Raw genomic sequence first — 22,833 nt, forward strand, 5'->3', positions numbered from 1 at the left:
TCACCGGGCAGGGGATCTCCCTCTGCCCGGTAACAGCACGCCTCTTCCACCATCGCTCATCGCCCGCCTGCCAATAAAATAACCAGCACTGCTTATTTTTTGTTAACTCCATGGATACCAAGGGAAAATAGAGGACGTTTTTTTATTTCTTTTATCTAAAAGTTTGCACTTATTGGGAGGTGAGGGTATAACTACTGTAGATTTGTACAGTATTATTACCTGGAGGTGAACATGCTCGATAAGACGGAGGCCGGAAGATATCTTCCTGAGGACGGCCGCGTACTGTTCACCTGCAAAAACGGTAAGATCACGTCAGCCAGAGTCATCTACGACGACGAGCACGTCGCCTCACTTAAGGCGCTGATCGAGCTGGTAAAAATGGCTGGCTATACCGTGGAACTGGAAGACGATCCTGAGATGTAAACCGCGGCGGGCGTGAACACCCCGACGCGCTATTTCTGAGCAACTGCGGCGCTAATAAGGATAATGTATGTTGCGCTTTTTATTATCACTTTGCCCGCAGGGCATATTTATCCCGCGACATCTTATCCCCTTGGTTAATTCTGACACGCCCGCGCCGTACCGCACCGGGCGTGTTTTGTATACCGCACATCTGCAAGAGGAGATATTACGATGATCTATCCAAATACCACCGGAAAAACCGCTGAGTCAGCGCGCCTGTTAACTCTGGAATCGGTCTGGATCCAGGGCAAGCTGCGTATGTGGGGGCGTTGGTCTGTTATTGGCCACGGTCGGACCGGCAATATGTTTAATGCTCTGCTGGCCTCGACAAAAATATCTAAAACAGCTATTCAGCAGGTATTATCACATTTAAAAGCCTCCGGCATGGATGAGCAGGAGCTAAAAACCTATTTTCTCGATCTGCTGAGCGGCAAGCATAAATCCAGCCTGGCGTTCTGTACGGATAGCGAAGGGTTAATAATAGATAACGTTATCGCCGAGGTGCTGGTGCGTGGCGGCCACGACGGCCTGTTTAAAGTGATTAACGATCGCTATCGTCACCGGCTGAGTAAAAAAGAGATGGCTCGCCAGCTGCAGGCAAAACACCCTGAATGGAGCCTGCGCACCTGCGAAAATCGCATTGATGTCTATCTGCAAGTCGCTGAATTTATGCTCTATTCTCCTATGTGCATTCAATTTGATAAAAATCCGCAAAGATTTCGTTTGCAAAGTTGCGCGGGTGTTGGTTGAATTCAGATAAGCTTGTGAAGTTTTACCCGCTGCGACAAACAGCGACAGCATAATTAAGGCAGATGCCTCTCTCGTCTCCGCCTAAAATAACCCGCCATCGTGCGGGTTTTTTTATTTCAGGCCCTGGGGATCACTATCAGACGATCTCGTTATCAACAGAGCCCGCGGGCCTGACCCCTCTCTTACCCCTACAACGCCCTCTTTTATGCGGGCGTGGAAATACAGCGTATGAACCCTACAGATGGTCACCACCTGCCTTATTGGTGGTCGTCGATGCTCGGTGTTTTTTCGCTTCTCTCTTTGCAGGATTACGTTTTTATCGTCGGGGCAGCGATCTCGGCCTGGTTCACGATTAAAACGTATTACGCGAAGCGGCGCGACGAGCGTAATCGACTGGCAGAGGAACAGAAACGTACCCGGCTGTTGGCAGCCTATCTTAGCGAGATGACAACCAGACCAGCCCATGAGCGACCGGCAACGGCCGAAGTGATTACCGAAGCAATGAGGAGGATAGGCCATGACCCAGCTGATTAAAAAAGCAGGCGGTGCGGCCGGTATTGTTTGCTCTGTCGGGATGATTATCACGATGGTGCTCAACGCCGGGCATGTCCGAACCAATGAGCGTGGATTGAGGCTGATCGGTAACGCCGAGTCCTGCCGCCGGGATCCCTATCTCTGTCCGGCAGGCGTACTCACTGACGGCATCGGCAACACCCATAACGTCAGCGCTGGTGTGCAGAAAACAGATGCGCAGATTGCCGCTGACTGGGAGAAAAACATCCTGGCGGCAGAGCGGTGCGTCAATGCCTGGGCCGCTGGAAAGCGCCTGAGCGATAACACCTTCTCCGCCGTTACCTCTCTCACCTTTAACGTTGGCTGCGGCGCAATGCAGCGTTCCACGCTGTTCAGGCTGCTGCGTCAGGAGAGCGTGTCCGAGGCCTGCGCGCAGTTTACGCGCTGGATCTATGCCGACGGCGTGCCGCTGGCGGGGTTGAAAACGCGTCGCAGCAATGAGCAGGCGCTCTGTCTGGAGGGGGTGCCATGAGCCGCTTTGTCGTCCTGTTCTCTGGCGCAGCGTTAGCGCTGCTGGCTGCGGCACTCTTCGCCATTGTTTATTACAGCGGCCAGTATGCCAGGGAGAAAAATCGGGCCGATAACGCCGAACGCCTTGCAAGCAGCGCCGCTGCGGTAGTCACCCATCTCCAGCGTACCGTAGCGCTTATCAACACCGTCACCGAGGCCAATCAGCATGCGAAAAACCAGATTACCCTGGACGTCCAAAACGCGGCGCGTGATGTCCACTCGGCTATGGCGAACGATGAGTGTGCTCAGCGCGCTATTCCTGCTGATGCAGATAGTCGGCTGCGGCACTACGCAACCCGCCTGGGTACCCGCACCGCCGCTCCCGGCAAGCCTGACCGCTGAAACGCCTCAGCCCATCATCCCACCCGGTAGATTGCGCTGGGGCCAGAGCCTCGATCTGAACCTCTCTCTGCTTGCCGCGTTAGGCCAGTGCAACCGGGATAAAGCCGATATCAGAGATATCGAAATTCAACGGCAAACCAGCCAGAAGTGAGGAACTTACTTTGAGTAATGACAGCACCACGCGTGGCTACCTGACACCGGTGGGAGACGGCCCTGCGTATGACGAAGCCTTAGAGCAAGAGATTGGCCGGTGGATAAGCGGCGTTGCCGGTCTGCCAGCCGAGCAGGTTCTGCCGCTCTGGAATGCGCCGCAGCCACCCGCCCAACCCGACGGCACGACCTGGTGTGAATTCAGCATCGCTGCCGTACCGCGGCCCTTAAGCCAGTCTGATGTCCAGGTTTCAGACGAACAGTCTGAGCAGTGGACATGGGAAGAGATCGCGGTGAGCTGCAGCTTCTATGGCCCGCTTAGCGCCACCACCTCCGCAAACTTTCGCGCCGGAATGTTTATCGAGCAGAACAATGCCGAACTGAACCTGTCCGGGCTGTCGCTGGTTGATGCCGGTGCCATTAAGAGCCTGCCTGAGCTTATCGATAATCAGCGGGTGCGGTGTTACGACCTTAGCGTAACGCTCTCCCGCAAAAACACCCGGACCTACAACATCCGGACACTTAAATCTGCATCTACACACTACTTCGGAGAGTAAATTATGCCACAGGGATTACCTGTATCTAACGTTGTTAACGTCGACGTGATCATGTCGCCGCGCGCGGCCGCTGGTCGCAACTTTGGTGCGCTGCTGATCCTCGGCTCCTCGACGATCATCCCGGTCAGCGAGCGTATCCGCCTCTACGCCTCGGCTGAGGATATCGGCAAAGATTTTGGCCTGGACAGCCCGGAATATCAGGCGGCGACCGTCTACTTCTCGCAGTCGCCGACCCCCCAGGAGGTCTACGTCGGCCGCTGGGCGAAAACCCTTGCCACCACCGAGAGCGGAGAGACGGAGACGCTCACCGAGGCCGTTAACGCCGTGCTGCAGTATACCAACTGGTACGGCCTGGGTGTGGCAGACAGTGAGGCTATCGACGACGCCGAGTGGCTGGCTGTCGCATCAGCGATTGAGTCCGCCAGTCTGAGCCGTATTCTGGCGATCACCGTTAGCGACCCGCAAACCCTCGATGCTGCGTCGACTGCCGATCTCGCTTCACGGCTGAAAGCGGCGAAGTATGCCCGTACCTTTGTACAGTTCTCTGCCAGCAGCAATTATGCGGCGCTCTCGGCCTTTAGCCGGGCGTTTACCGTTAACTTCAACGGCAGCAACACCACCATCACCCTGAAGTTCAAGCAGGAGCCGGGCGTTACCTATGAGGCGCTGACCGTGAACCAGGCGGCGGCGCTGGACGCCAAAAACTGCAACGTCTTCGTCTACTACCAGAACGACACGGCCATTCTGCAGCAGGGCGTGATGGCCAACGGCGACTTCTTTGATGAACGCCACGGGCTGGACTGGATGCAGAACTATGTCCAGACCAACCTGTTCAACATGCTCTACACCAGCACCAGCAAAGTACCCCAGACCGATGCGGGCGTAACGCGCCTGCTCGCCAATGTCGAACAGTCGATGGATCAGGCGGTGACCAACGGTTTGGTTGCACCGGGCATCTGGAGCGGCGGCCCGGTCGGCCAGCTGGCGTCCGGGGAGACGCTGACCAAAGGCTATTACGTGTACGCCCAGCCGCTGGCCGAACAGGCACAGGCCGATCGCGAGGCGCGCAAAGCGCCACTCATTCAGGTTGCGTGCAAACTGGCGGGTGCCGTGCACTACGCCGATGTGCAAATTAACGTTGTTCGATAAGGAAAAATTCAATGGCTACTTACTCTTTTATGGATGTTACCGCCTCTCTCGTTGGACCTACCGGCGAAATCGATTTCGGCTACGGCTCAGCTAACGCCGACGAGGGGATCGTTGTGTCGATGGGTGAATCAAAAAACACCATGACCGTGGGTCTGGATGGCGAAGTGATGCACAGCCTGCATGCCAATAAGAGCGGCACCATTGCCGTCAGCCTGCTGAAAACCTCCCCGGTTAATAGAAAGCTGTCGCTGATGTATAACGCCCAAAGCCTCTCCACGGCGGCCTGGGGCAAAAACGTCATCGTGATCCGCAATAAGGCCAGCGGCGAAACGGTGACGGCCCGCAGCGTGGCGTTCTCGAAACAGCCGGACGTGTCCAATAGCAAAGATATTGGCGTGGTGAAGTGGGAGTTTAACTGCGGCAAAATCGATCAGCTGCTTGGGGAGTTTTAATCGATGGAGTTTGAAATCAAAGGCCACGCGTATCGCGTGGCAAAACTCACCGTCTTCGATCAGTTGAAGGTTACCCGTAAACTGCTGCCGGTGCTGGCTGGCATGATGACAGATGTGGGCAGCCTGCGCGCGCTGCTGCCCGCTGAGGGAAAAATGGACGGTGCACAGGTGGATGCGCTGGCACCGGTGTTTGAAAAGGTGCTGCCGCGCCTTGCCGATGCGCTCTCCTCGCTGAGCGAAGAGGATACCAGTGCCATTATCCATCCCTGCCTTGGCGTCGTTGCGCGCCAGAACGGCAAGAGCTGGACGGCGGTGTTTACCGGCGGCGAGCTGATGTTTGACGATATCGACCTCTTTACCATGCTCCAGCTGGTGGCGCGGGTGGTCGCCGACTCGCTGGGAAATTTTTTGCCCGCACTCCCTACCAGCGCGACGCCGGGCCCGCATCAAGCCTGACGCTCAATAGCCTGCCGGATGGGCTTTCATATCTTCTTGACCCGGTTGACGCCGGGTTAATTCCCTACAGCGCGTTGAAAGATGGATCGATCGATCTGTGTGACGTCGCGCTGATGAATGACCATCTGGCCGTCAAAGCGGATAACCACTATCGCATTGAGAAATGGAGAGAGAGTAATGAATCCTAATATGATTGTGGCCCTCCTCGGCTCTCTCGGCGTGCCGTCCGGGGAGGGCGGCGGGCAAAACCTGGGGGCCATGCTGGCCGGGGCGGCAGAGGGCGCGCTTAAGCTAGGGCTGGCGGTAAAAGATGCCGCGCTGTCGATCTACGATTTTACGCTCACCACCGCAACCGGGCTGGATCATCTCTATGCCCTCTCCCAGCGCACGGGGGCTAGCGTAGAGGGGATCGAGTCCATCGGCTATGGGGTATCGCAGGTAGGCGGCAACGTCGATGACGCACGCGGCTCGCTTGAGAACCTGTCACGCTTTGTGCAGCAGGCGCCTGGCGCAGAGCGTTTCCTCAGCCAGCTCGATATTCAGGTGCGCGATGCGTCTGGTCACCCACGGGATACGGCGGTTATCTTTACCGAAGTGGGCCAGAAGCTCAGCGCGATGCCGCTGCCCCTCGCCAGCCAGAGCGCAAAAACGTTGGGTATCAGTGATGATACCCTGGCGGCGATGCGCGGCGGGGCGGGCAGCTTCTCAACGCAGCATAGCGTCATGGCGAAGACCATCGGCTTTAACGCTGATGACGCTGCCGCAGACGCGAATCGGTTCATGACCTCCCTCCGGGAAGTCAGCGCCGTGGTTGACATGGTGCAGGAGAAAATCGGCTCCCGCCTTGCCGGGGGGATGGCGGGCTGGCTCGACACCCTGAGTCACTTCATTCTCGATAACTATCCGCGTATTGAGCAGGCGCTGCTCGGGATTGTCGACGGGATCGTGGCGCTGGGTGATACCCTCATACCGCTGTTGCTGGGGATCCTCGAGGGCGCATTAGATCTTGCTGAGTGGTGGGGGGCGCTTGATGGGCAGACCCAGGATCTCATTACGCTGCTGAGCGGGCTGGCCCTTGCCCTCAGCGCGCTGAACAGCGCGTTTCTGCTCTCTCCTGTCGGGCTTATCCTCGCCCTGGCGGCGGCCATTGCGCTGCTGTGGGACGACTATAAAAAATGGACCGAAGGCGGTCAGAGCTTTATCAACTGGGGTGAATGGCAGCCCATGATTGATAATGCGATAGCGCTTATCAGCGATTTTAAAACCGCCATCAGCAGTCTCGTACACGCCGTCGCCGGGCTGCTTAACATTGATCTGGGCACGTGGTCACTGAAGTGGGACTTCAGCAATGCCATTGCGCAGCTGGGTGAGTTCAACCAGATGCTTAAAATGCTCGCCGAACTGCTGAAAGCCGTGGGTGAAAACCGCTGGTCCGATGCCGTTGAAATCGGTAAAAGCCTGTTTAAGCAGGGTAACGATAAGCCTGATGCGCTGCCTTGGGTCACAAAGAGTGCGAACGAAGTTGCTGATTGGATTAAAGAGCATTTACGCGTTGATCCTCGAAACGTCGGTAAATACTTCAAAAATCTGAGTTGGGGTGACACTGTCAACGTTCTCCACCCGGAGAATAGCCAGAGTATCTATTCTCGCGATCTGATCGAGCGGGAACGGAACACAACCGTCGCGTCGAACGTGGCAGGACCGCAGCTTGATCAGCACAACAGCTACCACATCTATGGCAACAACGCGCAGGAGATCGGGGCCCAGGTAGAGCTTCGCCAGCACTCCGCCAACGCCCAGTTTATGCGCGTCAACCAGGTAAAGGTGGGCTAATGGATTATCTTTCCACGCTGTTTCACCAGCATACGCGACAAATCGGCGTGATTATTCCCAGCGTCGTCACCTCTGAAATTCACACCGATACGCTGACGATTACCGAGCATCCTATTGAGGATGGTGCGGTAATTGCCGATCACGCCTACAAAGATCCGGCAGAGCTGAAGATGAAAGTTGGTTTTGCCGGCGGCGGCACGCTGCTGGACTTTGCCGGCAGCCTTACTGCCACCAGTCTGTTAGGGCTGAGCCCACAGGAGACCTACCAGCAGCTGCTGGATCTGCAGGCACGTCGAATACCCTTCAGCGTCACCACCGGAAAGCGACAGTACAACAATATGCTGATCGCTACGCTGAGCGTGACTACGGAAAGCGAGAGCGAAAACGTCCTCTTTGCTGAACTGACGCTGAAAGAGGTCATTCTCGTCCAGACCAAAGAGGTCTACGTGGCAGAGAAAAGTGAGATGAAGATGGGCGTCAATACCGCCGAGGTGCGCAATACCGGCACCAAAACCACGAAACCGGCAGGCGGCATTGCGTTAACGTCGGGAGGACAATGATGACAATTGAAGAGATCCCCCTTACCGCAGATAACCAGCAGTTCAGCATCACCCTTGCTGGCACGGCCTGGCAGGTGCGTATCATCTGGCGGGGCAGTTGCTGGATTATGGATCTGCAGGATGAGAGGGGAGAAGCGTTAGTTTCCGGCCTGCCTCTGGTCACCGGGGTGGATCTGCTGGCGCAGTATGCCTGGCTACAGCCCGGCGTTAAGCTGATCGTTGTCTGTGATGCCAACGGTCAGGACTATCCCACGCAAACCGATCTGGGCAGCAGCAGCCACCTACTGGTTATCACGGAGTAAGCAGCATGGCACAGAACTGGATGCGTCACTTCGAACTGCAGCTCAAGGACGACAAAGGGAGGTGGATCGACTTTAGCGAGTTTAAAGTTTATTTCACCATCAGCTGGTACAACACCAGCAGCGCGTCCCGGTCGGCAGAGATAAAAATTTTTAACCTGTCGGCGCCAACGGTAAGCCGGATCGCCCGGAAGGAATTTACTCACCTTCGGCTTATTGCTGGCTACGACGGCATCGCCCCGGACGTAGCGGCCAGCAGCGTGGGTAAAGTGCGCGAGGTTGACCCAACAGCGGTAGAGCAGAGCGACGGCCGCAACTACGGTATGATCTTTAGCGGTCAAATCGACTCAACGCAGACCGGAAGGGAGGAGGATAAGCTCGCCACCTGGGTCCAGATTAAGGCAGCGGACAGTATCAAAGCGTTTATCACTACCACTAGCGCGCAGACACTGTCAGCGGGCTACACGCCTGCGGATTTCAACCGGCTGTTAATGAGAGATTTTTCCCTCGAGGGTATCACAGAGGGGCTGACGCCAAAAATGCCCGATACGGTCTATCCCCGTGGTCGGGTGCTGTTTGGCATGACTCGGCACCTGATGGATAACCTGGCTGCCCAGTGCAACGCCACATGGCAATTCGTGGATGGCAAGCGGCAGATGGTTGCCGAACATGAGTACGTGCATGAGGCTATCCTGCTGAGCAGCGCTACCGGGCTGATTGGCTCCCCGACGGCGATTGACGATGGCATAAAGGTAAAGGTGCTGATTAACCCCAACATCCGTCTGTTAGGGTTGGTGCAGCTTGAGCAGCGCATACCTCTCCCCGCTGTGTCGAACGGCGTCTACAGCGTGCGCGAGATTATCTATACCGGCGATACCCGAGGCCAGCAGTGGTACATGGAGATGGTCTGCAGGCCGCCTGGCGTAGCGGATCCGGCTGCGAAAAAAACACCGCAAGAGAGCGCTTAGAGTAGCGCTTACCTGTGATAAACAGCCCGCCATCCGGCGGGTTTTTGCTTTCTGGAGCCTATCCTATGTCCATATCAGATCAGACCCGCAGCGGCGACCTCTCCGACGTCTTTAAATCCGAGCGGGAGAGCCTCAAAAACCAGCTCCGCGTCGCCATGCCAGGCATTATTCACTCTTTTAATCCTGACGCCGTCACCGCGGTAGTGCAGCCAGCAATTCGCTATGTGCATATCGACATCGACGGCAAGCGGACAACGCAAAACTATCCTCTGCTGGTGGACGTGCCGGTAGCGTTTCCCCGCGGCGGCGGCTGTACCCTGACTTTTCCGGTCAGACCTGGCGATGAGTGCGAGCTGATTTTTAACGATCGCTGCATCGATTTCTGGTGGCAGAGCGGCGGCGTACAGGAGCCGGTGGACGATCGCATGCACGATCTTTCTGATGCGATCTGCTTTGTTGGCCCGATGTCGCAGGCGCAAAAGATCGGCAATATCAGCACCCGCGCCGCACAGCTGCGCACCGACGATGGCGCGGCGTTCGTTGAGGTGGCGGCGGGTCATGACATCACCCTCACCACGCCCGGGAAGCTTACCGCTACCGCGCAGGGGGGCACCGTCGTGACCTCGCCTACGATCACCCTTAACGGCAATGTGACAATCAACGGTAGCCTCTCCCAGGGAATGGGGGCCGCAGGCGGTACGGCAACGCTGCTGGGCCCGGTCACGGTATCTAACGATGTGAAGGCGGGAGGGAAAAGCCTGATGACGCACACCCACAGCGGGGTGCAGACCGGCGGCGGCAATACGGGAGGACCTAACTAATGCAGTACCGACAGGAAGAGGCTGACGGTGACTACACCTTCGGCAACGGTGACGACAGCTGGCTCGTTGATTCACCGGAAACGGTGGCCCAGGCGGTTAAAACCCGCTTTATGCTCTGGTATGGGCAGTGGTTTCTTGATGCCACCGAGGGAACGCCGTGGATCCAGTCCGTGCTGGGCAAGCAGAGCCCGGACGTCTACAGCCTGGCCATTCGCCAGCGCATTCTGGAAACCCAGGGCGTAAACGCCATTCAGGCGTTCGATACCACCCTCAACACCTCATCCCGCCGCGTGATATTCACCGCGACAATTGACACCCGCTACGGGATCACTACCGTCACAAGCGAGGCATAATGGCACTTAATCTCGACACGCTGGGGTTATCCGCAAGGGTAACTGGCCAGGGGATCAGCGCGCCTGATTATCAGGCAATTCTCGCTGGCATTACTGGCTACTTTCAGCAGATTTACGGTACGGATGCTTACCTGGCACCGGACAGCAAAGATGGGCAGATGGTGGCGCTCGTTGCGCTGGCGGTACACGATGCCAACAACACGGCTATTCAGGTCTATAACTCTTTCTCACCAGCCACCGCCATGAGCGATGCCCTGACGCGTAACGTTAAAATCAATGGGATCGTGCGTAAGGCGGCTACCCACTCGACGGTGGACGTTACGCTCACGGGTCAGACGGGAACCACCATTACTCACGGTTCCGTAAAGGATACCCGGGGCGTTGCCTGGTCTCTACCCGCCAGCGTAACCATTGGCAGCGGCGGAGCCGTCACCGTCACCGCCACCTGTGCAACCGCCGGGGCTGTCGAGGCGCTAGCGGGCAGCATTACCCGCATCGCTACTCCCACCCTGGGCTGGGTGGCGGTATCGAACGCCATGTCGGCCACGCCGGGCGTAGAGGCAGAGCGGGACGTGCAGATCCGCATCCGCCAGGCGCAGAGCGTGGCCATTTCATCCATTACTCCCTTCGAGGCGCTGGAGGGGGCGATTGCTAACGTGGCCGGGGTAACTCGCCATAAGCTGTATGAAAACGATACGGGCGTGACGGATGGCAACGGGCTACCGGCACACTCTCTGTCGGCGATCGTTGACGGAGGAGACGTGACGGCGATCGCTCAGACCCTGCGCGGCAAAAAAGGGCAGGGCGTCAGCACGTTTGGGTCGACTTCCGTTACCGTTGCCGATCTCTACGGCAACCCGCACGTTATTCGCTTCTCGCGTTCAACCAACGTGCCCATTTACGCCGCAATAACGCTAAGTGTCTTTCCGGGCTATACCACCCAGGTAGGGGAGCAGATTAAACAGGCTATCGCCGACTACGTTAACAGCCTGAGCATTGGCGATGACGTGCTGCTGAGCCGCGTCTACTCACCAGCTAACCTCGGCGTCGTCAGCGGGGGGAGCAGCCGATTTTACGACATCAATTCGCTGCGGATTGGCAGATCGCCCACCAGCGCGGCGGCAACCAACATTGCCATTGCCTATAACGAATCGGCCTCCTGTAGCACGGCCAATATCGCGATAACGGTGGTGTCATGAGTAAATACACCGAACTCATCACCAACTATCACGCCACCCGACCTCGGTTTGTAAACCATATCGACCTCAGTACGCGGCCGCTGATTGACACGTCAGCTGCGGTTGAAGGCCTGATTGAGGCGTTTGACATAGATCAGGCGACCGGCGCACAGCTCGATATTTTGGGGCTGTGGATCGGCAGGTCGCGGCAGGTTAGCGAGCCGATATCCGGGGTCTACTTCTGCTGGGATACCGATGGCTTAGGGTATGAGCAGGGCGTATGGCAGGGCCCCTTCGATCCCGACGCGGGCTACACCACCCTTAGCGATGAGACCTACCGCATCATCCTGAAGGCCAAAATTGCCATCAACAGCTGGAGTGGGCAGAACGACACACTGCCCGCCATTCTTGATGCGGCCACCGCTGGCTCCGGGCTGCGTATGCAGATTGTTGATAACCAGGATATGACCATCGCGGTATGGGTTTTTCCAGAGAGCGATATAGCAAACGTCTCGCTGGAGCTTATTGCCGCCATCAAACAGGGATATTTAACCGTAAAGGCCGCCGGCGTCTGGGCTGGCGATATTTTGACACCATCCATTCTCACTCCATCCGTTGGCCCGACATTTTTCGGCTTCGACATGGATAACGACTATATCGTCGGCTTTGATAGCGGCGCATGGGGAGTAAAACTCTAATGGCAACAAATGACTTCAAGCCCTTCGCAACAGGGGCAGGTGCTAACGTAACGGCGCAGGCAGAGTGGGCATCGCTCCCGACGCTGTTTACCGGTTTTCAATCTGGCAAAGCCTCCAGCGCCCAGGTGAATAAAGCGATTCGCCAGGCCAGCTTTATTTCGGCCGCTCTGGCGCAGTACGTCACTAATAAAACCGGGCAGAACGTGCTGGACGACGGCGACATGGCAGGTTTCATCGCCAAGCTGGTGAGCGGCCTTGGGAAAGATTTCCAGTCCGCGGACGCCACGCTGACCAATCTTAGCGGTAAGTCAGTGGCGGGGCTTCTCTCATACCTTGGTCTCCAGGAAGGCACTAACTGGTCAAAAACGCCCGGTGGCCTAATCGTTCAGCGCGGAACCTTTGGTTATAGCGTCGGCACGACTGAAACCAACGTAACGCTACCGCGTGCGTTCACCACTAATGGATACATTGTGGTAATGACATGGAGCGATCGAAATTACGGCAATCTGACAACCAAAACTGAACCAGCGGCTGTGGCTACTGTGGCAACCACCAAGACAACCACAGGGTTCCGCGCCTGGCAGGACGGAAGCGGCGGATACAACGTTGATTATATTGCGGTGGGGTACTAAGTATGAATTATTTATATAGCCCGTCAGCGGGCGGATTTTTTCCACTGTCGGATAAAGACATTTTTATTGCGGCCAATCTCTGGCCGTCAGACGGCATCGACATTACGGAGAGTGAACACGATGCGCTCTTTCCTGTACCAAACGATAAAATTATTGGGTTGAATAACGGTAAGCCTGCCTGGCTCGACTTACCGCCGCCCACTGACGCACAGCGTATTGAGCAGGCGGAACTGTATCGGCAAGCACTGTTAAAACAGGCAGATGATATGACCGCCGACTGGCGAACAGAGCTGTTACTGGATGAAATCAGCGCGGTGGACAGAGAAAAGCTCTCCGCATGGATGGCCTATAAAAGGGCAGTCAAAGCTGTGGATATTGCTACGGCTCCTGAGATCGCCTGGCCAGCTCTTCCAGCCAGTTAAAGGCCGCCCGGGTGATAGGGCCTGCGGGTCGGAGCATGACGCGGTGACTGCCCTGGCGAGGGCAGTCTTTACCTGAGAATGATTCTTAAGGCTGGCAGAAACGGGGAGGGAGGCTACACTGTCGAGGATACCTTTTTTACCCGCATATCTGTTTCACGGTATCGCCATAACGAAAGCCGCACGATCGCTGTGGGGTGTACGATGATGAAATCAGGGTGTTATAGATGAAACCCCCTGTACATTGCGGGCTAGATTGTTTAGCGTCGTACCGTTTTAGATTTCCGGCAAAAGAAGCAACTGGCACAGATATGAATAGATTTAATGATAAAAGATTGACTGATATTGTGCTGGGAGAAGCCATTCTTGCTCTTTTGAGCGAAGGCGATCCCATAACGCCATACAGCCTGATGGAAAAACTTCAGCTTATGGCCATTTCAGAGAAAATGGCGTTCAGAAAGCAGGCGTGTACCAACGCCGTCGTTGAAGTGCAAAGCAGCCTTATGGCGCAATCCTCGGAGTACGGCAGCGTTCAGGCAGGCAGTGAATATCCTCCCAGCAGTAAGATGATCCACTGATAGTCTGACGTTACTTCAATCCGCACTCACTTCCACAGGAAGTCCGCCGCAGGGATCATCGTACCCTGTCGGCGATTGCGCGCATGGCCATAACGTAGTCCTGCTTACGCATGCCGTCAGCGATCTGCTGTGACTGTTCCTGCAGAAACGCCATCATGTTTTGCGCCTCCAGCGGCTTACCGGTGTTCAGCATCCGTGACGCCATCTGTCCTATCAGCGCGTGAATATCGTCACTGCTCTCAAGCTGTAAGTTTTCCAAAGCGTTTACTCCGACCGGCCCTTAAGGGATAGCGTTAATCAATTTCTGCCGCAGTGCGGCTACCCTAACCGTTAGATCGGACAGCTCTTCAATTGGCGTATCCATCACGGAAATCATGTCTGCCGGAACGCCGGCGGCGCGAACCTTTAACGCCTCTCCCTGCCCGGTGAGCGAGATCAGTACCTTGCGCTCATCGCGGCCCACGTCACGCCGTCTGCTAATCAACCCCGACTCTTCAAGCCGCTTCAGCAGTTGGCTGAGGGTACCGGAGTCGAGCTGCACGCGCGCACCAATCTCAGAAACCATCACGTTATCCTTTTCCCATAGCGCCAGCAGAACTAAATACTGCGGGTAGGTCAGCCCCAGAGGTTTCAGCCGCGACTGGTAGAGCTTGGTCATGGCCAGAGAAGCGGAATAGAGGGCGAAACAGAGGAACTGATCCACTGTTACAGGTGCTTCGCTCTGCGGCGGAACGCCACAGGCCTCGATTTTATCGTGTTCCATATCGTCACTATGTTCAGTCAGCGTTCGGTTTAGAAACAGCAAGCTAACCGTCTCGTTACATGGATGTAAATATTGATCTAAATACAATTGATGTCAATTTAATATCCTCTTTTCCACCCTGAATTGTTATGTTATAACATCAACAAAATAACGAAGGGTGAGTAAAATGGCAGAAGCACGGATAACAACAGGCGAAGTAAAAAGATTACCGGTCACCGTACTGTCCGGTTTTTTGGGCGCAGGGAAAACCACGCTGCTTAACCATATCCTGAACAACCGGGAGAGCAGGCGCGTCGCTGTTATCGTTAATGATATGTCGGAGGTCAATATCGATGCCGCGTTGGTCAGAGGCGGAGGAGCCGAGCTGTCGCGCACCGATGAGAAACTGGTAGAGATGAGTAACGGCTGTATCTGCTGCACGCTGCGGGAAGATCTGCTGATTGAGGTGAACCGGCTGGCACGAGAAGGGCGGTTTGACCAGCTGGTGATCGAGTCCACCGGTATCGCTGAGCCGCTGCCGGTGGCGGAAACCTTTACTTTTGCCGACGATGAGGGGCGAAGCCTCGCGGACGTCGCCCGCCTCGACACCATGGTTACCGTTATTGATGCCTTTAACTTTCTCAATGACTACGGCTCTGAGGAGAGCATCCACTCGCGGGGAGAGTCATTAGGAGAGGACGATACCCGTAGCGTGGTAGATCTGCTGATCGAGCAGGTGGAGTTTTGCGATGTGCTGGTGATTAACAAGATCGATCTGATCGGCGACGAGCAGCAGCGTAGGCTGCTGGCTATTCTGCGCTCCCTCAACCCGGGAGCGAAAGTAGTGAGGGCGCAGTTCGGTCAGGTGCCACTCAGCGAGGTATTGAACACCGGCCTGTTTGATTTCGCCAAAGCCGCCCAGTCACCGGGCTGGCTCAAAGAGCTACGCGGGGAGCATACCCCGGAGACGGAAGAGTATGGTATCACCAGCTTTGCCTATCGCGCCCGCCGGCCTTTTCACCCGGCCCGCTTCGCACAGGTTATGGAAAACGAACTCACGGGCGTAGTGCGCTCGAAAGGCTACTTCTGGCTGGCTAGCCGACCAGAGTTTGCTGGCTCATGGTCGCATGCGGGAGGCGTAGCGCGTCAGGGGTTGGCTGGCAGCTGGTGGACAAGCATACCCCGGGAGCGCTGGCCGCAAGACGAGGAGTCGTTGCAGTTTATTATGGCTAACTGGCTTGAGGGCGTCGGCGATGCCCGCCAGGAGCTGGTGTTTATCGGCATGGAGATGGACGAGGCGCGGCTGCGGGCGCAGCTGAATGCGGCCCTGCTGACGGATCGGGAGATGGCCGAAGGCCCGCAGCGGTGGACTCATTACGAGGATCCTATCGACCCGTGGTTTGGAGATGAAGATGAAGATGAAAAATGAGGATTAACGTTTTATGCCGGGCAAGCGCCCGGCATAACCCTGACTCCTAACGGTGCAGATAGGTGCTGACCCCAAGGTAGCGGGTGAAGGCCTCCTGCAGAATCTCGGCGCTGGCGGAGTGGTTCATGGCGACGTGATGCTCGAAACCGTTGCGGCAGATCCACGCCAGCAGGTTCTCCAGGTGCGGAACCTGAATCACTGCCCGGCAGCCGACGGTATCCAGCGGATCGTCCACCGACTGGCCCTCGCCGACGTAGGCTTTGATCTCGCCGGTGAGATCGTCCGTGCTCAGGCGGAAGTAGGTCAGATTGCCACTCTTCAGCCGACCATGCACCGCCCCGCAGGTGTTCTCCTTCCCAACGGTGGTACCGATGATGTCGGCGGTGCCCATATGCGGATCCTCAAGGCTGGCCGCGGCGAAGTTACCGCAGTGGAACAGGACGCATTTGTCGCGATCGTCGCCAAAGTTGTTGTTCCAGTCGGCAATTGAGGCGGGGCTCATGTTGCTGCTGGCGAGGGCGTACATCGACAGCGCCCCCATCACATCCACCTCGCAGGCGCTGGGCATCAGCTGTCCGGACATAATGCTCATGATCGAGCAGACGTTGATGCCCAGGTTCTCCTGTAGCGAGGTCCAGCACTGGATAGCGGTAGTATCGATATCATTAGCAATCACCCACTCGCTGATCACCACAAACAGCTTCGCCATAGTAACAATTTTATCTGCCGGGATGCCGCTGGCGTCGGCGTTGTCGAGCAGCAGGCGGCGCTTCTCATCGACGCGGATATCGTCATCGCGCAGCTGCTTAACCCGGGTAAAGACCTCGGAAAGATCCAGCGTCTCTACGGCGATGCCCAGCCGCTCAAGCAGCTTCTCGCTGTAGCGCACGGTGTTGAACCCCGCCGGGCGCGCGCCGATGGCCCCAACGCGCACGCCGCGCATGCTGCTCACCACGCGGCAAATCTGCTCGAAGCGACGGAGATCTTTTTCAAACACCTCGCCGCTGAGGGCACAGACGTGCTGAGTAGTTAACGTAAAAGGGATGCCGTACTGGCGCATGTTGTTGCAAAGGGAGATCTTGCCGCAGAAGCTGTCCCGGCGGGTGGCGAGCCCCATTTTATCGAGGTTGTCCTCTTCGGCCTGGATCAGCACCGGCACGTTGAGGCCCGAAAGACGCAGGGTCTCCGCCACCGCCTTCTCATCACCAAAGTTAGGCAGCAGCACCACCACACCGTGAATGTCATCCCGGTGGGCGCGAAACAGCTCGGCGCAGATCTTCGCATCCTGGCGGGTTTCAACCCCGCCCAGCTCGGTCTGCGTCTCATCCAGCATAATGGTGTTAATGCCCAGGCGGGCAAAGAGCGCGGTGGCCTGCTCGCGCGCTTCGGCCACCAGATAGCTGGGGAAGAATCCCCGGTTACCAATAATAACGCCCATGGTCAGGTTCTGCGGAATTCGGGACATTGCTCTCTCTCCAGTCATCGACTTGAATATATATTCATTTATGATTTATTATTCATTAGAGTAAGATATGCGCTACTTTTCCCTTTGTCACCACGCGCATAGCCTATTTTCTGAGAAAGGAGAAAACGATCACAGTTGGTTCAGCAAGCGAAAGCAAGGCGTGCTTGTTATCTATTCAGGTATGCATAAAAATAACAGACAGAAAATCAAGGGGAACGCTATGTCGAAGCAGGATGAACAACGCTTGCTGGTGAAGATCGCCACGCTCTATTACAGCGAAAACAAAAAGCAGTCTGAAATTGCCTCGCTGCTGCACCTGTCACAATCTTTTGTCTCACGCGCGCTGACGCGCTGCCAGAAAGAGGGCCTGGTTAAGATCACCGTTGTCCAACCGACCAATATTTTTGTCGAACTGGAGAAGGCGATTGAGGAGCGCTTTGGCATTCGCCAGGCCATCGTGGTGGATATCGGCGAGAACGCCAGCAACGGGCAGCTCAAACACGCCATCGGCAGCGCGGCGGCGCACTATGTTGAAACGCGCCTGCGGCCGGAGGATCTGGTGGGTATCTCCTCCTGGAGCAGTACCATTCGTTGCATGGTGGACGAGATGCACCCGCAGAATATCCGGGCGGCAGGGGTGATCCAACTGCTGGGCGGCGTTGGCCCCAACGGCAACGTGCAGGCGACGATCCTCACCCAGCAGCTGGCGGCGCACCTCGGCTGTCCGGCGTGGCTGCTGCCCTCTCAGAGCATTGAACACTCGGTGGAGGAGCGCGCCCGGCTGGTTAACAGCCCGGACGTGGCGGCGGCGGTAGCCAAATTTGACGAGGTGGATGTCGCCATCGTCGGCATTGGCGAGCTTGAGCCGTCTCAGCTGCTAAAAAATTCCGGTAACTACTACAACGAAGAGATGCTGACGCTGCTGGCAGAGCGCGGGGCGGTGGGGGATATCTGCCTCCACTACTACGATGCCGCCGGTAACCCGGTGCTGAGCCAGGAGGAGGATCCGGTTATTGGCATGGAGCTGGCGCAGATGCGCGCCTGCCAGCACGTGATCGCCCTGGCGGGTGGCCTGGAAAAAAGCAACGCCATTCGCGGCGCGCTGGAGGGAAACTATATCGATGTGTTAATTACTGACTTCGCCACCGCTCGCAGCCTGATGAAGAAGTAATCCGCCTCTCCCGGGCAGACACGCCCGGGAAGAGGTGCAGGGGCTACTTCCCTTCCATTACCGCTTTCTGCGCCACCACCGCGGCCTTCTGCTGCATGCGGTTTTGCATCTGGTCGATGATAACCGCCACGATAATCACGATGCCTTTAATCACCATCTGCCAGAACTCGCTGACGCCCATCATGACCAGCCCATCGGCAAGGAAACCGATCACGAAAGCGCCGATCAGCGTGCCGAGAATGGTGCCGCGCCCGCCTGCCAGCGAGGTTCCGCCAAGCACCACCGCCGCGATAGCGTTCATCTCAAAGGCGGTGCCGTTAGCCGGATGGCTGGCCACCAGCTGCGCGGAGACCACGATCCCGGCAATCGCCGCACACAGGCCGGAGAGCATATAGACCAGGATCTTAACCTGCTTGACCTTGACGCCGGAGAGCTCGGCGGCGCGCTCGTTATCGCCAATGGCATAGACGTGGCGACCAAAGGGCAGACGGCGTGCAACGTAGGCGATAATCAGCGCCAGCACGATCATCATCCAGATCGCCCACGGAATGCCGAACAGCGTTCCGGCTCCGATCTCATCAAAGCCGGTATTGCCCAGCAGCGGGTTTCCGGACAGACCGGGGAAGGTCTGTCCATCGGAGGTCAACATTGCCGCCCCGCGCAGGACGTACATTGTGCCAAGGGTACAGATAAAGGGCGCGACGTTGTAGCGGGTGATGATCCAGCCGTTGGCCGCGCCGATCAGGGCGCCGATCAGCAGCACCACGGGTACGATCACCCAGACGCTGGGGAAGATGGCAATACCAAACATCGGCAGCACGATGCCTTTAGTGATCATCCACCCGGCAATCATCCCGCATAGGCCCAGCGTCGCGCCGATAGAGAGGTCGATCCCGGCGGTGATAATCACAAAGGTGATCCCGAGCGCCAGGAAGGCGTTGATAGCGATATGCTTGATCATGATCACCATGCTGCCTGCCGACAGGAATCCCGGCACCATCACCGTAAAGAAGCCGACAATAAGAAAAAGGGCGATAAAGGTACGTAGCTTCAGCAGAATAAGCAGGATATTTTCGCGGGACAGCGAGGCCGCGCCGCGCGGTGTTAACGTAGCCGACTGGACTGTTTTCATCTTAAAACCCCTGAGCACTTGCTGTGACCAGCGCTGATTCTTCGGCCCGATCGCGAACGATATCGGCGGTGAGTTTGCCGCCGGACATCACCAGAATACGGTCGGAAACCGCCATAATTTCTTTTAAATCCGAGGTGGAGAAGACCACCGCGATACCCTGCTGCGAGAGCTGGACCATCATGCGAAACACATCCGCTTTCGCGCCGACGTCAATGCCCCGCGTCGGCTCATCAAGAAACAGCACCCTGGGATTGGTCAGCAGCGAGCGGCCAATCACCACCTTCTGCTGGTTGCCGCCGCTCAGGGCCTGGATCTCTACCTGCGGGGAGGAGACCTTGATCGACAGATCGCCGATGGTGCCTGCCACGACGGCATCCTCCTCTTTGCTGGCAATGGTGAGCCCACGCTGCAGGCGTCGCCACAGGCTGGCGATGGTCAGGTTGCTTGCCACTGAGGAAATAGGGAAGATCCCGGTCCGCTTGCGGTCTTCCGGCACCAGGCTCATGCCCATCCGGATGCGATCGGCGGTCGCCAGACGCTGGGGCACCGGCTTGCTGTCGAGCCAGAGCTTGCCGAAGTAGTTGCGCTCGGTGCCCAGCAGGCACTCGAACAGCTCGGTGCGTCCGGCCCCCATCAGGCCGTAAATACCAACGATCTCTCCGGCATGGACCTTAAAGCTAACGTCGTTAACCACCGTGTTGCCCGCGGCGTTAACGCAGGTAATGTGCTCAGCCTCCAGCAGCGGCGGCCCAAAGGTGCGTCCCGGTTCGAGAAAGTTACTCACCGGATCGCTACCGAGCATCTCGCGGACGATCCACGGCACGTCGATATCTTTTACCTTCGCTTCCGCCTGGAACTTGCCGTCGCGCAGGATAGTAATGACGTCGCCGATGGCCATCAGCTCCTCCAGGCGGTGCGAAATGTAAATGATCGTCACCCCCTGGCGAGTCAGCTCGCGGATCACACGAAACAGGATCTCCACTTCGGTTTTACTCAGCGCCGAGGTGGGTTCGTCGAGGATCAGAATATCCGCATCCTCCGCCAGCGCTTTGGCGATCTCTATCAGCTGCTGCTGGCCGACCTTGAGGTTACCGACCAGCTCACGCGGGGAGATGGGCTGGTCAAGGCGCAGCAACAGCTCGGCGGCGCGACGCTCCTGCTCGCCTTCATTGATGGGGGCAACGCCTTTTTGCAGTTCGCGGCCAAGAAAAATATTCTCGGCCACGTTAAGGTTTTCAAACAGATTTAGCTCCTGATGCACCATGCCGATCCCGTGGGCCGCCGCTGCGCGAGTGCTTGGGAAGTGCACCGGCTCGCCGTTCAGCAGGATCTCGCCAAGGCTGGGCTGCTGGACACCGGCCAGGATCTTCATCAGCGTCGATTTACCGGCCCCGTTCTCGCCAATAATGACGTTAACCTTGCCGCGCCAGACGTTGTAATCAATGTTATCCAGCGCCACGGTGCCGGGAAAGAGCATCGAGATACCGCGGGTGCGCAGGATAATGTCATCCACCGGAGTAACGCTCATTATGGGGCCTCCTGTTTGACATCCAGAGCGGCAGCATCCTGGGCTTTGCCGTTGGCCAGCGTGACGGCAAACAGCACGGTTGCAGGCTTACCGTTCCAGCTGGCGTCGATTTTCGGCAGATGCTTCGCGGCCTCGCGGTTATAGGCGCGAGAGAGCTGGGCGAACTGAACCTGGTTAGTAAAGTCTTCAAACTTAAAGCCGGTGGCATCGCGAATGGCGTTGCCACGCATCACCGGCCCAAGCTGGATCGTCAGCGGCTGGTTGTCGACCGTGAACGTCAGCTTCTGCTCGCGCGCGTTGCTGATATCGACGGCGGTCACCTGGCTAGTCAGGCGAACAAAAACGCTCCTGGGTGCGCCGCTGGCGGCTTTCAGCTGGCTGGCAAACGCGCTGGCATCCAGCGCATGTTGGTTAGCGGCATCCATAACACGGGATTGCCAGGTCTGTTGCGCGATCTGCTGCGGGGTCAGATTGTCGAAATTCTGTTTCGCATTTGGATCGACAGGCATGATTGGCTTGCCGTTTTCATCCAGATCCACCACCGTGCAGGCCGTCAGCAACAGGGTGGTGCACCCTATCAGCGCGACACCCCATTGTTTTACGCCCATAGCGCCTCCGCCTTACTCGCTGAGTTTGAACATGTTGAGTTTTTTAGCGTTTGACTCATCGATCAGGACGCAATCCATCAGCTGTTTTTCGTCTTTCTGCGCTTTGCCGTTTTTCAGGAAGTAGTCCGCCTGTTCAACGGCCATCTGCGCCTGCTCCCAGCCCGGCTGCAAAACGGTGGCTTTGATATTGCCTTTGTTAACAATGGAGTCGCGGGTATAGTCGCTGCCGTCGAAGCCAACGACGATAACATTGGTCTTACCGGCGGCCTTCAGTGCGGCCTCGGCACCTAATGCCATGGTGTCGTTGCCAGAGATCACACCAACGATGTCTGGATTCGTCTGCAGAATGGCTTCCATACGGTTAAAGGCTTCGGTCTGGCTCCAGTTGGCGGTCTGCTGTGCCACCATCTTCATGTCTGGGTAGTCGTCCAGAATGTCGTGATACCCCTGAGAGCGGACGCTGGCGTTGGTGTCCGACTGGCGACCCAGCAGCTCTACATAGGTACCTTTGCCAGCCAGCAGCTTGGCAAACTTCTCGGCACCCAGCTGCGCGCCCTGGTAGTTGTTAGAGACGATCTGCGCCACGGCGATGCCGGTTTTGTTAATCTCGCGATCGATCAGGAAGGTCGGAACGCCTGCGGCCTTGGCTTTCTCCAGCGGCCCGACGGTGGCATCTGCGCCGGCATTATCGAGAATAATCGCTTTCGCCTTACGGGCGATGGCGGTCTCGATCAGCTGGTTTTGTTTGTTTACATCATCGTCATGCGAGGCGACAAGGGTGGTGTAACCTAGCTCTTTGGCTTTCGCCGCCGCGCCATCGGCCTCTGCTTTAAAGAAGGGGTTGTCGTGGGAAGGGGTAATGATAGCAATCAGTCCGTTATCAGCAGCAAACAGCGAACCGGAAGCGGCGATCATAGAAGCGAGCAGTACGGATTTAACAAAGGTAGCGTTCATCGTTTTCTCCACATTGAATATTTATTCAATAATGATTTATTATTCATGTTAACGATAAAGCCGA

Annotated in this window: 31 protein-coding genes; 23 read left to right on the top strand and 8 right to left on the bottom strand. The window is 56.9% G+C overall.

What is annotated here, in order from left to right; translation table 11 throughout:
* Positions 1 to 231: 231 nt before the first annotated feature.
* The 4 genes from WFN61_RS03080 to WFN61_RS03095 all read left to right on the top strand — a co-directional run bounded on the left by WFN61_RS03080 (position 232) and on the right by WFN61_RS03095 (position 2,257).
* The gene (locus WFN61_RS03080) at positions 232 to 423 is read left to right on the top strand and encodes a hypothetical protein (RefSeq protein WP_144812803.1); all 192 of its coding nucleotides are present in this window, start codon (positions 232 to 234) and stop codon (positions 421 to 423) included.
* A gap of 210 nt (positions 424 to 633) precedes the next feature.
* Positions 634 to 1,212: a DUF1133 family protein gene (locus WFN61_RS03085; protein WP_257757149.1), complete on the top strand. Its 579-nt coding sequence runs from the start codon at positions 634 to 636 to the stop codon at positions 1,210 to 1,212.
* 219 nt (positions 1,213 to 1,431) lie between these two features.
* Positions 1,432 to 1,746 (top strand): hypothetical protein, encoded by a 315-nt coding sequence (locus WFN61_RS03090; RefSeq protein WP_257758263.1) that lies wholly within the window; start codon positions 1,432 to 1,434, stop codon positions 1,744 to 1,746.
* Positions 1,730 to 2,257: a lysozyme gene (locus WFN61_RS03095; RefSeq protein ID WP_257757151.1), complete on the top strand. Its 528-nt coding sequence runs from the start codon at positions 1,730 to 1,732 to the stop codon at positions 2,255 to 2,257. Before WFN61_RS03090 ends, WFN61_RS03095 begins: the two co-directional genes overlap by 17 nt.
* A gap of 32 nt (positions 2,258 to 2,289) precedes the next feature.
* On the opposite strand, the gene WFN61_RS20920 is transcribed toward WFN61_RS03095, so the two are convergent.
* Complete coding sequence (locus tag WFN61_RS20920) at positions 2,290 to 2,463, bottom strand: hypothetical protein (protein WP_186370505.1); 174 nt, start codon at positions 2,461 to 2,463, stop codon at positions 2,290 to 2,292.
* Here WFN61_RS20920 and lysC point away from each other — a divergent pair.
* The 17 genes from lysC (at position 2,462) to WFN61_RS03180 (ending at position 13,740) form a co-directional block, all read left to right on the top strand.
* Positions 2,462 to 2,788, top strand: coding sequence for an Rz1-like lysis system protein LysC (gene lysC, locus WFN61_RS20925; protein ID WP_186370504.1), 327 nt, complete (start codon positions 2,462 to 2,464; stop codon positions 2,786 to 2,788). The genes WFN61_RS20920 and lysC overlap by 2 nt on opposite strands.
* A 10-nt stretch (positions 2,789 to 2,798) precedes the next feature.
* On the top strand, positions 2,799 to 3,344 hold the full coding sequence (locus WFN61_RS03105) for a phage neck terminator protein (RefSeq protein WP_313572839.1): 546 nt from the start codon (positions 2,799 to 2,801) through the stop codon (positions 3,342 to 3,344).
* Between the two features lie 3 nt (positions 3,345 to 3,347).
* Complete coding sequence (locus tag WFN61_RS03110; RefSeq protein ID WP_312235130.1) at positions 3,348 to 4,493, top strand: DUF3383 family protein; 1,146 nt, start codon at positions 3,348 to 3,350, stop codon at positions 4,491 to 4,493.
* A gap of 11 nt (positions 4,494 to 4,504) precedes the next feature.
* Positions 4,505 to 4,945 carry a DUF3277 family protein gene (locus tag WFN61_RS03115; RefSeq protein ID WP_144812781.1) on the top strand — a complete coding sequence of 147 codons (441 nt, stop codon included), beginning with the start codon at positions 4,505 to 4,507 and terminating at the stop codon, positions 4,943 to 4,945.
* A 3-nt stretch (positions 4,946 to 4,948) separates the two neighbouring features.
* Positions 4,949 to 5,401, top strand: coding sequence for a phage tail assembly chaperone (locus WFN61_RS03120; protein WP_144812778.1), 453 nt, complete (start codon positions 4,949 to 4,951; stop codon positions 5,399 to 5,401).
* 11 nt (positions 5,402 to 5,412) lie between these two features.
* Positions 5,413 to 5,589 (top strand): DUF6889 family protein, encoded by a 177-nt coding sequence (locus WFN61_RS03125; protein ID WP_072015259.1) that lies wholly within the window; start codon positions 5,413 to 5,415, stop codon positions 5,587 to 5,589.
* On the top strand, positions 5,579 to 7,234 hold the full coding sequence (locus WFN61_RS03130; RefSeq protein WP_337037589.1) for a lytic transglycosylase: 1,656 nt from the start codon (positions 5,579 to 5,581) through the stop codon (positions 7,232 to 7,234). Before WFN61_RS03125 ends, WFN61_RS03130 begins: the two co-directional genes overlap by 11 nt.
* Positions 7,234 to 7,794 (top strand): phage baseplate protein, encoded by a 561-nt coding sequence (locus WFN61_RS03135; protein ID WP_337037592.1) that lies wholly within the window; start codon positions 7,234 to 7,236, stop codon positions 7,792 to 7,794. Before WFN61_RS03130 ends, WFN61_RS03135 begins: the two co-directional genes overlap by 1 nt.
* On the top strand, positions 7,794 to 8,096 hold the full coding sequence (locus tag WFN61_RS03140) for a phage baseplate plug family protein (protein WP_144814603.1): 303 nt from the start codon (positions 7,794 to 7,796) through the stop codon (positions 8,094 to 8,096). The genes WFN61_RS03135 and WFN61_RS03140 overlap by 1 nt, the downstream gene beginning before the upstream one ends.
* A gap of 5 nt (positions 8,097 to 8,101) precedes the next feature.
* Positions 8,102 to 9,061, top strand: a complete 960-nt coding sequence (locus WFN61_RS03145) for a baseplate hub protein (protein WP_337037595.1) — start codon at positions 8,102 to 8,104, stop codon at positions 9,059 to 9,061.
* Between the two features lie 65 nt (positions 9,062 to 9,126).
* Positions 9,127 to 9,882, top strand: coding sequence for a Gp138 family membrane-puncturing spike protein (locus WFN61_RS03150; RefSeq protein ID WP_312235134.1), 756 nt, complete (start codon positions 9,127 to 9,129; stop codon positions 9,880 to 9,882).
* The gene (locus WFN61_RS03155) at positions 9,882 to 10,235 is read left to right on the top strand and encodes a hypothetical protein (protein WP_337037599.1); all 354 of its coding nucleotides are present in this window, start codon (positions 9,882 to 9,884) and stop codon (positions 10,233 to 10,235) included. The genes WFN61_RS03150 and WFN61_RS03155 overlap by 1 nt, the downstream gene beginning before the upstream one ends.
* Positions 10,235 to 11,434, top strand: coding sequence for a baseplate J/gp47 family protein (locus WFN61_RS03160; protein ID WP_337037601.1), 1,200 nt, complete (start codon positions 10,235 to 10,237; stop codon positions 11,432 to 11,434). Before WFN61_RS03155 ends, WFN61_RS03160 begins: the two co-directional genes overlap by 1 nt.
* Positions 11,431 to 12,111 carry a DUF2612 domain-containing protein gene (locus WFN61_RS03165; protein WP_312235135.1) on the top strand — a complete coding sequence of 227 codons (681 nt, stop codon included), beginning with the start codon at positions 11,431 to 11,433 and terminating at the stop codon, positions 12,109 to 12,111. Before WFN61_RS03160 ends, WFN61_RS03165 begins: the two co-directional genes overlap by 4 nt.
* Positions 12,111 to 12,743, top strand: coding sequence for a gp53-like domain-containing protein (locus WFN61_RS03170; RefSeq protein WP_337037604.1), 633 nt, complete (start codon positions 12,111 to 12,113; stop codon positions 12,741 to 12,743). Before WFN61_RS03165 ends, WFN61_RS03170 begins: the two co-directional genes overlap by 1 nt.
* A 2-nt stretch (positions 12,744 to 12,745) precedes the next feature.
* Complete coding sequence (locus WFN61_RS03175; protein ID WP_144812749.1) at positions 12,746 to 13,165, top strand: tail fiber assembly protein; 420 nt, start codon at positions 12,746 to 12,748, stop codon at positions 13,163 to 13,165.
* A 224-nt stretch (positions 13,166 to 13,389) separates the two neighbouring features.
* Positions 13,390 to 13,740 (top strand): hypothetical protein, encoded by a 351-nt coding sequence (locus WFN61_RS03180; protein WP_337037607.1) that lies wholly within the window; start codon positions 13,390 to 13,392, stop codon positions 13,738 to 13,740.
* Between the two features lie 55 nt (positions 13,741 to 13,795).
* Here WFN61_RS03180 and WFN61_RS03185 read toward each other — a convergent pair whose 3' ends face one another.
* The gene (locus tag WFN61_RS03185; RefSeq protein WP_337037611.1) at positions 13,796 to 13,999 is read right to left on the bottom strand and encodes a hypothetical protein; all 204 of its coding nucleotides are present in this window, start codon (positions 13,997 to 13,999) and stop codon (positions 13,796 to 13,798) included.
* 21 nt (positions 14,000 to 14,020) lie between these two features.
* Positions 14,021 to 14,503, bottom strand: a complete 483-nt coding sequence (locus WFN61_RS03190; protein ID WP_337037613.1) for a MarR family winged helix-turn-helix transcriptional regulator — start codon at positions 14,501 to 14,503, stop codon at positions 14,021 to 14,023.
* Between the two features lie 166 nt (positions 14,504 to 14,669).
* Between WFN61_RS03190 and zigA the strand changes: the two genes are divergently transcribed.
* Positions 14,670 to 15,911 (top strand): zinc metallochaperone GTPase ZigA, encoded by a 1,242-nt coding sequence (gene zigA, locus WFN61_RS03195; protein ID WP_337037615.1) that lies wholly within the window; start codon positions 14,670 to 14,672, stop codon positions 15,909 to 15,911.
* A gap of 46 nt (positions 15,912 to 15,957) precedes the next feature.
* Here the strand turns inward: zigA and WFN61_RS03200 are convergent, their stop codons facing one another.
* A complete protein-coding gene (locus WFN61_RS03200) occupies positions 15,958 to 17,376 on the bottom strand; it encodes an L-fucose/L-arabinose isomerase family protein (RefSeq protein ID WP_144812733.1) in 1,419 nt (472 codons plus the stop codon).
* Positions 17,377 to 17,596: 220 nt separating this feature from the next.
* Between WFN61_RS03200 and WFN61_RS03205 the strand changes: the two genes are divergently transcribed.
* Positions 17,597 to 18,547 carry a sugar-binding transcriptional regulator gene (locus tag WFN61_RS03205; protein WP_144812730.1) on the top strand — a complete coding sequence of 317 codons (951 nt, stop codon included), beginning with the start codon at positions 17,597 to 17,599 and terminating at the stop codon, positions 18,545 to 18,547.
* 43 nt (positions 18,548 to 18,590) lie between these two features.
* On the opposite strand, the gene WFN61_RS03210 is transcribed toward WFN61_RS03205, so the two are convergent.
* The 4 genes from WFN61_RS03210 to WFN61_RS03225 are packed head-to-tail and all read right to left on the bottom strand — an operon-like array spanning position 18,591 to position 22,769.
* Positions 18,591 to 19,679 (bottom strand): ABC transporter permease, encoded by a 1,089-nt coding sequence (locus WFN61_RS03210; RefSeq protein ID WP_042392568.1) that lies wholly within the window; start codon positions 19,677 to 19,679, stop codon positions 18,591 to 18,593.
* Between the two features lies 1 nt (position 19,680).
* Positions 19,681 to 21,207 (bottom strand): sugar ABC transporter ATP-binding protein, encoded by a 1,527-nt coding sequence (locus WFN61_RS03215; protein WP_186370503.1) that lies wholly within the window; start codon positions 21,205 to 21,207, stop codon positions 19,681 to 19,683.
* Complete coding sequence (locus WFN61_RS03220; protein WP_257757167.1) at positions 21,207 to 21,815, bottom strand: DUF2291 family protein; 609 nt, start codon at positions 21,813 to 21,815, stop codon at positions 21,207 to 21,209. The genes WFN61_RS03215 and WFN61_RS03220 overlap by 1 nt, the downstream gene beginning before the upstream one ends.
* 12 nt (positions 21,816 to 21,827) lie before the next feature.
* Complete coding sequence (locus tag WFN61_RS03225; protein ID WP_337037619.1) at positions 21,828 to 22,769, bottom strand: D-ribose ABC transporter substrate-binding protein; 942 nt, start codon at positions 22,767 to 22,769, stop codon at positions 21,828 to 21,830.
* Positions 22,770 to 22,833 lie beyond the last annotated feature (64 nt).

Source organism: Pseudescherichia sp. AS216, from assembly GCF_037152055.1.
Taxonomy (GTDB): Bacteria; Pseudomonadota; Gammaproteobacteria; order Enterobacterales; family Enterobacteriaceae; genus Pseudescherichia.

Coding starts and splice junctions, on each gene's coding strand:
- WFN61_RS03155 (WP_337037599.1), top strand. CDS start 9,882: ATGCAGTACCGACAGGAAGAGGCTGACGGTGACTACACCTTCGGCAAC.
- WFN61_RS03210 (WP_042392568.1), bottom strand. CDS start 19,679: ATGAAAACAGTCCAGTCGGCTACGTTAACACCGCGCGGCGCGGCCTCG.
- WFN61_RS03190 (WP_337037613.1), bottom strand. CDS start 14,503: ATGGAACACGATAAAATCGAGGCCTGTGGCGTTCCGCCGCAGAGCGAA.
- WFN61_RS03095 (WP_257757151.1), top strand. CDS start 1,730: ATGACCCAGCTGATTAAAAAAGCAGGCGGTGCGGCCGGTATTGTTTGC.
- WFN61_RS03135 (WP_337037592.1), top strand. CDS start 7,234: ATGGATTATCTTTCCACGCTGTTTCACCAGCATACGCGACAAATCGGC.
- WFN61_RS03200 (WP_144812733.1), bottom strand. CDS start 17,376: ATGTCCCGAATTCCGCAGAACCTGACCATGGGCGTTATTATTGGTAAC.
- WFN61_RS03080 (WP_144812803.1), top strand. CDS start 232: ATGCTCGATAAGACGGAGGCCGGAAGATATCTTCCTGAGGACGGCCGC.
- WFN61_RS03145 (WP_337037595.1), top strand. CDS start 8,102: ATGGCACAGAACTGGATGCGTCACTTCGAACTGCAGCTCAAGGACGAC.
- WFN61_RS03225 (WP_337037619.1), bottom strand. CDS start 22,769: ATGAACGCTACCTTTGTTAAATCCGTACTGCTCGCTTCTATGATCGCC.
- WFN61_RS03175 (WP_144812749.1), top strand. CDS start 12,746: ATGAATTATTTATATAGCCCGTCAGCGGGCGGATTTTTTCCACTGTCG.
- WFN61_RS03140 (WP_144814603.1), top strand. CDS start 7,794: ATGACAATTGAAGAGATCCCCCTTACCGCAGATAACCAGCAGTTCAGC.
- WFN61_RS03115 (WP_144812781.1), top strand. CDS start 4,505: ATGGCTACTTACTCTTTTATGGATGTTACCGCCTCTCTCGTTGGACCT.
- WFN61_RS03215 (WP_186370503.1), bottom strand. CDS start 21,207: ATGAGCGTTACTCCGGTGGATGACATTATCCTGCGCACCCGCGGTATC.
- WFN61_RS03150 (WP_312235134.1), top strand. CDS start 9,127: ATGTCCATATCAGATCAGACCCGCAGCGGCGACCTCTCCGACGTCTTT.
- WFN61_RS03180 (WP_337037607.1), top strand. CDS start 13,390: ATGAAACCCCCTGTACATTGCGGGCTAGATTGTTTAGCGTCGTACCGT.
- WFN61_RS03220 (WP_257757167.1), bottom strand. CDS start 21,815: ATGGGCGTAAAACAATGGGGTGTCGCGCTGATAGGGTGCACCACCCTG.
- WFN61_RS03120 (WP_144812778.1), top strand. CDS start 4,949: ATGGAGTTTGAAATCAAAGGCCACGCGTATCGCGTGGCAAAACTCACC.
- WFN61_RS03160 (WP_337037601.1), top strand. CDS start 10,235: ATGGCACTTAATCTCGACACGCTGGGGTTATCCGCAAGGGTAACTGGC.
- WFN61_RS03170 (WP_337037604.1), top strand. CDS start 12,111: ATGGCAACAAATGACTTCAAGCCCTTCGCAACAGGGGCAGGTGCTAAC.
- WFN61_RS03085 (WP_257757149.1), top strand. CDS start 634: ATGATCTATCCAAATACCACCGGAAAAACCGCTGAGTCAGCGCGCCTG.
- WFN61_RS03110 (WP_312235130.1), top strand. CDS start 3,348: ATGCCACAGGGATTACCTGTATCTAACGTTGTTAACGTCGACGTGATC.
- WFN61_RS03205 (WP_144812730.1), top strand. CDS start 17,597: ATGTCGAAGCAGGATGAACAACGCTTGCTGGTGAAGATCGCCACGCTC.
- WFN61_RS03130 (WP_337037589.1), top strand. CDS start 5,579: ATGAATCCTAATATGATTGTGGCCCTCCTCGGCTCTCTCGGCGTGCCG.
- WFN61_RS03165 (WP_312235135.1), top strand. CDS start 11,431: ATGAGTAAATACACCGAACTCATCACCAACTATCACGCCACCCGACCT.
- zigA (WP_337037615.1), top strand. CDS start 14,670: ATGGCAGAAGCACGGATAACAACAGGCGAAGTAAAAAGATTACCGGTC.
- WFN61_RS20920 (WP_186370505.1), bottom strand. CDS start 2,463: ATGCTGATTGGCCTCGGTGACGGTGTTGATAAGCGCTACGGTACGCTG.
- lysC (WP_186370504.1), top strand. CDS start 2,462: ATGCGAAAAACCAGATTACCCTGGACGTCCAAAACGCGGCGCGTGATG.